The sequence below is a fragment of the Streptomyces sp. NPDC054847 genome, assembly GCF_053610925.1.
Window position 1 is genome coordinate 1 of the sequence record NZ_JBSGZJ010000273.1, and the last position, 9698, is coordinate 9698.

At 71.8% G+C, this 9698-nt stretch carries 9 protein-coding genes; 3 read left to right on the forward strand and 6 right to left on the reverse strand.

The window, feature by feature from the left end; translation table 11 throughout:
• Nucleotides 1-63: 63 nt before the first annotated feature.
• The 4 genes from ACWGH4_RS23610 to yczE form a co-directional block, all read right to left on the reverse strand.
• Nucleotides 64-438, reverse strand: a complete 375-nt coding sequence (locus ACWGH4_RS23610; RefSeq protein ID WP_003959706.1) for an RNA polymerase-binding protein RbpA — start codon at nucleotides 436-438, stop codon at nucleotides 64-66.
• 266 nt (nucleotides 439-704) lie between these two features.
• Nucleotides 705-2063, reverse strand: a complete 1359-nt coding sequence (locus ACWGH4_RS23615; RefSeq protein WP_453464151.1) for an MFS transporter — start codon at nucleotides 2061-2063, stop codon at nucleotides 705-707.
• 61 nt (nucleotides 2064-2124) lie between these two features.
• Complete coding sequence (locus ACWGH4_RS23620; RefSeq protein WP_441265237.1) at nucleotides 2125-2889, reverse strand: glycerophosphodiester phosphodiesterase family protein; 765 nt, start codon at nucleotides 2887-2889, stop codon at nucleotides 2125-2127.
• Nucleotides 2886-3605: a membrane protein YczE gene (yczE, locus tag ACWGH4_RS23625; protein WP_453464165.1), complete on the reverse strand. Its 720-nt coding sequence runs from the start codon at nucleotides 3603-3605 to the stop codon at nucleotides 2886-2888. Before yczE ends, ACWGH4_RS23620 begins: the two co-directional genes overlap by 4 nt.
• Before the next feature lie 30 nt (nucleotides 3606-3635).
• On the opposite strand from yczE, the gene ACWGH4_RS23630 reads away from it, so the two are divergent.
• Nucleotides 3636-5135 carry an SCO1417 family MocR-like transcription factor gene (locus ACWGH4_RS23630; protein ID WP_453464156.1) on the forward strand — a complete coding sequence of 500 codons (1500 nt, stop codon included), beginning with the start codon at nucleotides 3636-3638 and terminating at the stop codon, nucleotides 5133-5135.
• Nucleotides 5136-5211: 76 nt separating this feature from the next.
• Here ACWGH4_RS23630 and ACWGH4_RS23635 read toward each other — a convergent pair whose 3' ends face one another.
• Complete coding sequence (locus tag ACWGH4_RS23635; protein WP_453464159.1) at nucleotides 5212-6795, reverse strand: hypothetical protein; 1584 nt, start codon at nucleotides 6793-6795, stop codon at nucleotides 5212-5214.
• A 33-nt stretch (nucleotides 6796-6828) separates the two neighbouring features.
• The gene (locus ACWGH4_RS23640; protein ID WP_005320068.1) at nucleotides 6829-7023 is read right to left on the reverse strand and encodes a hypothetical protein; all 195 of its coding nucleotides are present in this window, start codon (nucleotides 7021-7023) and stop codon (nucleotides 6829-6831) included.
• Nucleotides 7024-7318: 295 nt separating this feature from the next.
• On the opposite strand from ACWGH4_RS23640, the gene ACWGH4_RS23645 reads away from it, so the two are divergent.
• Both ACWGH4_RS23645 and ACWGH4_RS23650 read left to right on the forward strand, forming a co-directional pair.
• Nucleotides 7319-7711, forward strand: coding sequence for an ankyrin repeat domain-containing protein (locus ACWGH4_RS23645; protein WP_441265234.1), 393 nt, complete (start codon nucleotides 7319-7321; stop codon nucleotides 7709-7711).
• A 265-nt stretch (nucleotides 7712-7976) separates the two neighbouring features.
• Nucleotides 7977-9395: a HEAT repeat domain-containing protein gene (locus ACWGH4_RS23650; RefSeq protein ID WP_453464162.1), complete on the forward strand. Its 1419-nt coding sequence runs from the start codon at nucleotides 7977-7979 to the stop codon at nucleotides 9393-9395.
• The last annotated feature ends 303 nt before the right edge of the window (nucleotides 9396-9698 follow it).

A 9698-nucleotide genomic window follows, 5' to 3' on the forward strand; every position in this document is an offset into this window, starting at 1 on the left:
GGCCCACACGGTGTGTGGGCCGGCCGCGGCTCTCGTGCTGCTCGCTTCGCGCGCCTGAACGCGCTACGCGGACTTGCGGCTGTCGCGCGGGTGCACCGCGATGTTCATGGCGCCGGAACGAAGGACCGCCAGCCGTTCGGCCAGCACCTCTTCCAGCTCCTCGCGGGTGCGCCGCTCCATCAGCATGTCCCAGTGCGTGCGCGCCGGCTTGCCCTTCTTCTCTTCGGGGCCGTCCCCGTCGACCAGGAGTGCCTGGGCGCCACACGCCTTGCACTCCCACTCCGGCGGAATCTCCGCCTCGACCGAGAACGGCATCTCAAAACGATGTCCGTTCTGGCATGCGTACTCCACCGCCTGGCGCGGGGCCAGGTCGATGCCGCGGTCCGTCTCGTAGCTGGTAACCACAAGTCGCGTGCCGCGGAGAGCTCGCTCACTCATGAATCGTGCCTCCCGGGCTTGTCGCCCACAGGACAGGTGTCGCTGTCGTCGTCATCCGGTCAACGTCCGGTCGGCGGTAAAGATTCCCGTTCCGGGTCATGCGTCGCCCGTCGTGCCGCTGCTTTGCCATTGGTTGGGGTACCCACCAGTGCCCGGTTTGTCACATCTGACAGAAAGTGTCACCCACTGATTTCACTATTCCAGCACGCAGTAACGGTCCGCCTGGCAAGCCAAAGGCGTACACTACCGGCCTTTTACTCAGGCGTCTAAATCCGCTCCGGTACCGGGTTCCCCGCGGCGGCCACCGCACGCCTCACGGGAACCCTCGCGAGCAGCACGAATCCCACTCCGAAGAAGATCACCAAAGAGATGATCGCGTCACGGTAGCTGCCCGACATCTGATACGCCAGACCGAATACGAGCGGTCCGAGCCAGCTGAGCCCTCGGTCGCTCATCTCGTAGGCCGAAAAGTACTCCGCCTCCTTGCCCCGCGGCACGAGATGCGAGAACAGCGACCGCGACAGCGCCTGGCTCCCGCCCAGGACCAGTCCGATGCCGGCCGCGAGGCAGTAGAACCACAGCGGCTCGCCCGGGGGCAGGAAGTACGCCGCCGCCAGGATCAGGGTCCACACCGCGAGCGAGGCGAGGATCGTGCGCTTCGCGCCGTACGAACGGGCCAGCCGGCCCATGCCCAGCGCCCCCGCGACCGCCAGCACCTGCACCAGCAGCACCGCGGTGATCAGGGTGGTCTGGTCCAGGTCCAGTTCCTCCGAGCCGTAGACGGAGGCCTGGGAGATGACCGTCTGTACGCCGTCGTTGTAGACGAGGTACGCGAGCAGGAACGAGAGGGTGAGGGGGTGTCGGCGCATGTCGCGGAGCGTCGCGACGAGCTGCCGCCACCCCGATCCGACCGCGCCCTCGCCGGACGGTGCGATCCTGCGGTCGCGCAGCCGGCGCAGCGGGATCAGCGTGAAGGCGCCCCACCAGAGACCGGCCGAGGCCAGGCAGATGCGGACCGCGTCGCCCTCGGAGAGGCCGAACGACTCGTGGCCCGAGTAGACGATCAGGTTCAGCACCAGCACGAGGGCGCCGGACGTGTAGCCGAAGGCCCAGCCGCGCGACGACACCGCGTCCCGCTCCTCCGGCCCGGCGATCTGCGGCAGATACGCGTTGTAGAGGACCATCGACACGGCCAGCGCGGCGTTCGCCACGATCAGCAGAAGAGCGCCCAGCAGATAGCGGTCGCCGTCCAGGAAGAACATTCCGGTCGTCGCCGCCGCCCCGACGTACGCGGCGACGGCGAGCAGCGGCTTCTTGCGGCCCGTACGGTCCGCGGCCGCCCCGGCGAAGGGCATGATCAGCACCGCGAGAACCACCGAGACCGACACCGCGTACGGGAAGACGGAACCCGCCCGCACCGGGATGCCCAGGGGATGGACGAAGCCCTCGGCGTCGGCCGCGGCCTTCGCCACCGACGTCAGATAGGGCCCGAGGAAGACCGTGAGCACGCTCGTCGAATAGACGGAGCACGCGAAGTCGTAGAAGTACCAGCCTCGTTGCTCGCGTCTGCGGGCACCGTCGTCCTCGCCGGTGCCCTCGGTGCTGTCCGCCGTGTCCGCACTCACTCGGCGCCCCCTCGCTCATGCCGTCGCAGACGCCGGTGCCCCCGCGGCCGCGCGGGCGCGATCAGACCCACACTCCCCGGTCGGTCAGCACCGTGCGCAACGTCTCAAGATGATCGGTCATGATGCCATCCACGCCAAGGTCCAGGAGCCGGGCCATCCGGTCGGCGTCGTTCACCGTCCACACGTGGACCTGCAGGCCCCGCCGGTGGGCCGCGCGCACGAAACGCCGGTCCACCACGCGGATCCCGCCCTGCGTCTCCGGCACCTGTGCGCACACCGCTCCGCTGCGCACCGCCGCCGGTATCCCGTACGAGCCGAGCCGCAGGCCGAGCACGCCCCGTACCCCGTACGAGGTCGCCAGGCGCGGACCCGCGAGCCGCATCGCCCGGGCCACCCGGGCCTCCGAGAACGAGCCGACGCACACCCGGTCCCAGGCCGCGGTCCGCCGGATCAGCTCCATCAGCGGCGCCAGCGCGGACTCCGCCTTCAGGTCCACGTTCCACCGGGCCTCGGGGAACTCCTCCAGCAGCTCCTCGAACAGCGCCAGCGGCTCGCGGCCGGCCACCCTCGCCCTGCGTACCTCGCTCCACGGCAGGGCGGCGATCCGCCCTCTGGCGTCGGTCACCCGGTCCAGGGTGGTGTCGTGGAAGGCGACGAGACGTCCGTCCGACGTCGTGTGCACATCGGTCTCGAAGTAGCGGTATCCGGCCGCGGCGGCCCGGCGGAAGGCCTCCGCGGTGTTCTCGATGCCGTCGGCCGCCCCGCCGCGGTGGGCGAAGGCGAGGGTCGCGGGGTGGTCCAGATAGGGGTGGCGTATGCGGGTCACCGCGGCAGTATGGCCTGCGAGGGTGACCCGGTGGCGACCACGGTGCTGCGTCCGTCCTTCTCCCGGACGGCGAACAGGCGCAGGAACAGCTGCGCCAGCGGCCCGATCGCCAGCGCGTACGCCACCGTCCCGATGCCGACGGAACCGCCGAGCGCGAACCCGGTCGCGACGACGGCGACCTCGATCGCGGTGCGCACCAGCCGGATCGAGCGGCCGGTCAGCCGGTGCAGCCCGGTCATCAGGCCGTCCCGCGGGCCCGGTCCGAAACGGGCCGCGATGTAGAGGCCCGTCGCCGCGCCGTTGAGCACGATGCCCGCGACCATCAGCGGGACCTGCCCGACGAGCGTCGTCACCTGCGGTACGAGGGACAGGGTGGCGTCCATGGCGATGCCGATGACGAACACGTTGGACACGGTCCCGAGGCCGGGCCGCTGGCGGATCGGTATCCACAGCAGCAGCACCACGGCGCCCACGATGATCGACACCACGCCGATCGTCAGCCCGGTCAGCTCGGCCAGCCCCTGATGCAGCACCCCCCACGGCTCGAGACCGAGCCCGGCGCGCACCAGCAAGGCGGAACTCGCTCCGTACAGCGCGAGGCCGACGTACAGCTGAAGCAGTCGGCGGGTGAGATGCGCGGACACGATGGCGCCCCCTGTCTGGTGTTCGTGGACTGACGCATGACACTCTGTGGCTATGGAACGACCGGCAACCATGGCCAATTCGAGGAAGGTGGACCGACTTCCATGACGCAGTGGACTTCTGCCGTGGGCGCGGCCCAGCTCGCCCGACAGCTCACGTCCCAGCAGGCGCGCCCCGCGGGACCCGGCACCCGCAAGCCGCCGGCGTACCGCGCGCTCGCCGACGGCATCCGCCTGCTCGTCCTCGAGGGCCGCGTGCCGGTCGCGGCACGGCTGCCCGCGGAACGCGAACTGGCGCTGTCCCTCTCGGTCAGCCGCACCACCGTCGCCGCCGCGTACGAGGCACTGCGCGGCGAGGGCTTCCTCGAGTCCCGCAGGGGCGCCGGCAGCTGGACCGCCGTACCCGCCGGGAACCCGCTGCCCGCCCGCGGCCTTGAGCCCCTGCCACCGGAGTCGCTCGGCTCCATGATCGACCTGGGCTGTGCCGCCCTGCCCGCGCCGGAGCCGTGGCTGACCCGGTCCGTCCAGGGCGCCCTCGAGGAGCTGCCGCCCTACGCCCACACCCACGGCGACTACCCGGCCGGTCTGCCCGCCCTGCGCCGGATGCTCGCCGACCGCTACACGGAACGCGGCATCCCGACCATGCCGGAACAGATCATGGTCACCACCGGCGCCATGGGCGCCATCGACGCGATCTGCCACCTGTTCGCCGGCCGGGGCGAACGCATCGCCGTCGAATCGCCCTCCTACGCCAACATCCTCCAGCTGATGCGCGAGGCCGGCGCGCGGCTCGTGCCCGTCGCCATGGCCGAAGGACTCACCGGCTGGGACCTGAACCGCTGGCGCCAGGTGCTGCGCGACGCCGCGCCCCGGCTCGCGTACGTCGTCGCCGACTTCCACAACCCCACCGGCGCGCTCGCCGACGAGCACCAGCGCCGGGCCCTGGTCGAGGCCGCCCGCTCGGCCGGGACGGTGCTCGTCGTCGACGAGACCATGTCGGAACTGCACCTCGACCGCGACATCGAGATGCCCCCGCCCGTTTGCTCGTTCGACCCCGCGGGCTCCACGGTCCTCACCGTCGGCTCCGCCAGCAAGGCCTTCTGGGCCGGCATGCGGATCGGCTGGGTCCGCGCCGCTCCCGACGTGATCCGCTCCCTCGTCGCCGCCCGCGCGTACGCCGACCTCGGCACGCCGGTCCTGGAGCAGCTCGCCATCAACTGGCTGATGCGCACCGGTGGTTGGACCGACGCCGTGTCCATCCGTCGAGAGCAGGCCCGTGACAACCGGGACGCGCTCGTCGCCGCGGTGCGCAAGGAACTGCCGGCCTGGGAGTTCGACGTCCCCCGCGGCGGCCTCACTCTCTGGGTCCGCACCGGCGGCCTCTCCGGCTCCCGCCTCGCCGAGGTCGGCGAACGCGTCGGCGTCCGGGTGCCGTCGGGGCCGCGCTTCGGGGTCGACGGCGCCTTCGAGGGCTACGTGCGACTGCCGTTCACCGTGGGCGGCCCGGTGGCGGAGGAGGCGGCGGCCCGCCTCGCCGCGGCGGCGCGCCTTGTCTCCAAGGGAGCGACGACGGGCACGGAGGCCCCCCGCACGTTCGTGGCGTAGCCGCCCCGGTGCCATTCCACAACGCCGTCGGACCGGGTGATCGCCCGGCCCGAAGATCCGCCCGCCCAGGCCCTAGCTAGGGTTCCGCCGGGACCGTGGGCGGGCAGAGCGGCTTCGCCGGGATCACCGGCGGCGCCGGGGGAGCTTCCGGAGTGCCCGGGCCGGCGGGCAGGAGGGCCAGGACCGCCTGCCGGTGGGCCTCCGTCGTCGCGTCGTCGAACGGGTCGGGCGTCGCCGGGACCTGGAGCCGCAGGACCGGGCCGTTGCCCAGCCGTGCGTAGCCCCGGCCGGCCGGGACGTCGGGGACGGGCGTGGAGCGCGGGGTCTCCCCGAGCACGGACCTGATGTCGTCCGCACCGGCCGCGCCGAGCACCACCCGGGCACGGGTGTGCGTGCGTACCGCCTCGGTCAGCGCGCCGACGCTGTCGAACTGCTCGGCCACGACCACCGTCACCTGCGCGGCCCGCCCGTGGCGCAGCGGCACGGACAGCAGCTCCTGGGGGTCCATGTGCCCGTCGGCCGCGGCCAGGTGTCCGAAGACGCCGGGCCGGTCCACCAGGATCCACAGCGGCCGCCTGGTGTCCTCGGGGGCCGGCTGCCCGGCCTGCCGGGCCCGGTTGGCGGCGATGAGCCGCCGCTCCGTCTCGTGTGCGGCCCACTCCAGGCTCGACAGCGCGCCGGCGAGACCGCATTCGACGGCCAGGACCCCCGCACGGCCGGTGAGACAGGCGTATTCGCCGGTTCCGCTGCCCTCCACGATCAGTACGTCCCCGTGTTGCAGCGCCTGCAGGGCGATGGAGCGGAGAAGGGTCGTGGTGCCGCTGCCCGGTTCGCCGACGGCCAGCAGGTGGGGCTCTGTGGAGCGGGGGCCGGTGCGCCAGACGACCGGAGGCGCCTGGACGGTCCCGTCGCCCGTCGTGACCGGCACCGTGCGCTGGACCGCGTCGGCGTCGGTGAAGCCGAGGACGGTCTCGCCGGGGACGGTGACGAAGCGCTGGGCGGCGATGCCGGTGGACAGGGCGGGCAGCACGCTCATCACGAGCTCGTTGCCCTCCTCGTCCCAGGTGAAGAGGTATTCGCGCCCGCGCCCGGACTTCGCGTGCAGCAACTGCTCGATCCGGGCCCGGGCAGCATCCTCGCCGTCGGTGAAGTACGCGGGGTAGGTGACGCGCAGCCGGGTGAGGCGGCCGTTGCCGTCGAACTCGTACTCACTGAAGGCCTTGCCCCACTCCCCGCCGTGGGCGAACAGCGGAGCCGGGTCCTCGGGGACGGAGAAGTACGGGACGAGTGCCTCGTACAGCGCCCGCAGCCGGGCGGTCTCCGCCTCGTCGGGTCCGGTCCTGACCGGGGTCCTGACACGGCCCTGCCAGGCGGCCGCGCCCATCACCGAGATCAGGGCGACCAGGGGCCCGTACGGGATGAGCGCGACCACCAGGACGCAGGCGGCGACAAGGAACAGGGTCGGACCACGCCGCTCCTTGGGGGTGCCGGCCCACTTCTGCCGGCCCTTCACGGCAAGCTTCCGCAGACCGCGGGAGACCGTGATCAGCGGATGGAGGACGTCCGTGGCGCTGTCGGCGGCCGTGCGCGCGATCTCTCGGCTGCGGGTGATCTGCGCGCTGCCGCTGCTCAGAATGCGGGGGAGTGGACGCCGGGCCACATCGTCTCCTGTGGGTGCCGAAGGGACAGGCGGTCAGAACTTGATCCCGCCCAGCAGACCGGCCAGGCTCGTCGTGCCTGCCTGGATGCTGGGGGCGATCGCGGTGCCGGCGAGGAAGAAGCCGAACAGCGCGGAGACGAGCGCGTGCGAGGCCTTGAGGCCGTCCTTCCTGAAGAAGAGGAAGACGATGATGCCGAGCAGCACGACGCCTGACATGGACAGAATCATGAGGTTCTCCTGGGTGAGGGGACAGTCACCATGAGTTCTTCCAGGCTTACCGAAAGTATCTATGCGACAAAAGGTGCAAAAGAGTGAAATTCTGAGCATTTCACTGCACTGGTGGACAGCCGGTCGTTGCCCGGCGGGCAGAGGGCCGGACCGCGCGGCACAGTGCCTCCGCGGCGGGATCCATTGCCACCGCCGCGCCGCGTCATGTCGGCCGCCGGGCAGTACCCTGTCGATTCACTCGTACGGCTGCTCCTGCCGTGCGGGCCAGGTCAAACGGTGAAAGGCGGTACGTCCGATGAGTGAGGTCCCGGACCCCGAGGTGATCGAACTCGCGACCAAGGTCTTCGACCTGGCGCGACAGGGGGAGACCGAGGCGCTCGCCGCGTACGTCGACGCCGGCGTCCCGGCCGACCTCACCAACGACAAGGGCGACACGCTCGTCATGCTCGCCGCGTACCACGGCCACGCGGCCGCCGTGGAGGCGCTCCTCGCCCGCGGCGCAGAACCGAACCGTGCCAACGACCGCGGGCAGACCCCTCTCGCCGGCGCCGTCTTCAAGGGGGAGGACGCCGTCATCCGCGCTCTGCTCGACGGAGGCGCCGACCCCCACGCAGGCACCCCGTCCGCGGCGGATACCGCGCGGATGTTCGGGAAGGCGGATCTTCTGGAGCTGTTCGAAGGCCGCTGAGCGGCTCACGGACAGCCGCGAGGGCCACCGCGGGGGGCGCCGTAAATGTGGTCGCGGTGGCGAAATGGGTGGGTCATCATGACGTCAGCCCCATCCCGGACGACATCAACCGGGAGTTTCCCCTGGGGCCACCGAAGAGAGGCAGAGGAAGATGGTCTACACCAAGCGGAAGAGGCGTACGACGACGGGCGGCCCTGCATGCTGCTGCGTGGCCTAGGCACAACAGTCCCCGGTTGCGTCGACAGCTTGATGTGAGGCATTTTCCATGTTCGATCCAGTCATAGCGCCGAGCGGCACCCTGCTCGGCCTGCTGCAGAGGGGCCGTGGCGACGGCACGCTGCACGCGCTCGCAGCCCCGCGGGCCGAAGCACTCGCCGCCCTCAACCACTGCGTGCTCAATGACCCCCGCCACGACTGGCAGGTCGAGAACCGCTCCCTCTACTACGCACGCCTCTACCTCGATCTCCACGGCAGCCTCGAGGAGATCGAACGGCATCTGTGCGACGCCGACGACCACCTCGACACCGAGGAGTGCCGGACCGGTCTCGCCCTCGCGGTGCTCGGCCATCTCGCCTCCTACGGCAGGGGCGACGCACTCGCCCTGCTGCGGCAGTACGCGAGGAACGGCGCCAACTGGGCGTGGGCGCTCGACGAGCTCGCCCTCCGCGACGACGACGCCGGGCTGCGGGCACTCGCCGTTCCCGTCCTGTCCCGGTTCCCCGCGACACCCGAAGGCGACGCCGAACTGGCCGCCGCGGTGCGGGACTCCTTCGAACCGCGGCCCTGGCGGCTGTGGGCGGAGGACGCGCGGGAAGGCGTGGGCGCCAGGATCAAGGCAGCGCAGGAAGCGGGCTCCTTCGACCGCTGGCAACGCCAGATGCGGCCCTCCGGGCCCCGGCCCGGCTGGAGCGTCCAGGCGGTCCTGGACTGGGCGGACGAGGGACTGGAGCGAGGCAGCGCCTTGCACGTCCCGGCAGCCCGGTGCCTGAGCGCCGTCGCAGGGCCGGAGGACCGGCCCGCCATCGTCGAAGCCGCCCGCAGCGGCCCGGACGGCGCGCGCTGCACCGCCCTCCACTACCTCGCCGAGTCACGCGACGCCGTCGTCCTCGACCTGATCGAGACCGCGGTGGGTGCCGGTTCGAGGACCGTCGCCGAAGCCGCCGTAGCCGCCTTCGAGCGGATGTGCGGCGAGGAGGCCGTCGACCGCGCACGGGCCTGGGTGCACCGCCCCGACGCCCTGGGCGCCTCCGCGGCCGGCGTGCTCGCCTGCCGCGGCGTCCCCGGCGACGCGCAGCTCGTCCTCGGTGCCCTGCGCGAGACCGTGCGGGGCGACGGGCCCGACTCGCCCCGGCTGTGGACCCTGGTCGACGGTGCGGGACGGCTCGGCATCGCCTGCGCCGCCCCCGTGCTGCGCCATGTGTACCGGGAAACCGCCTCCTCGCACCTGCGGGGCCGCGCCGCCCGCGCCCTCGCCACGACCGACCCCTCCTTCGCCACCGGCTTCGCAGTCGAATGCCTGTGGGACTGCGAGGAGACCACCAGAGAAGTCGCCGCACTCCACGCGGAGACGGGTGACGTACGCGTCGCCGACCGGTTGCGCAGGCTCGCCGCCGACCCGGCGGAGGAGGCCGAGGTGCAGACCGCCGTACGGAGCCGGATCGGCCCGGACCGGCCGACGGTGTGACACACATCCCCGTGACGGACCCCGGCGCGCCGGGGTCCTGGGAGTGCGGCACCCGGACCCCGGGCCGACGCCCGCGGGGGAGGGCGATCGGCGGCTGACAGCGGTCGGCACCCGGCCCGGACACAAACGCTCATGGGACGTTCCACATACGGAAAGATCCACGTTGGCGCAGCCACTCCGGGGCCGACGACAACACGGGTATGCGTGTCGTCATCGTCACCGAATCCTTTCCGCCAGACGTCAACGGTGTGGCGCACTGCGCCCAGCAGACCGCCCGGCATCTCGCCGCCCGCGGTCATGAAC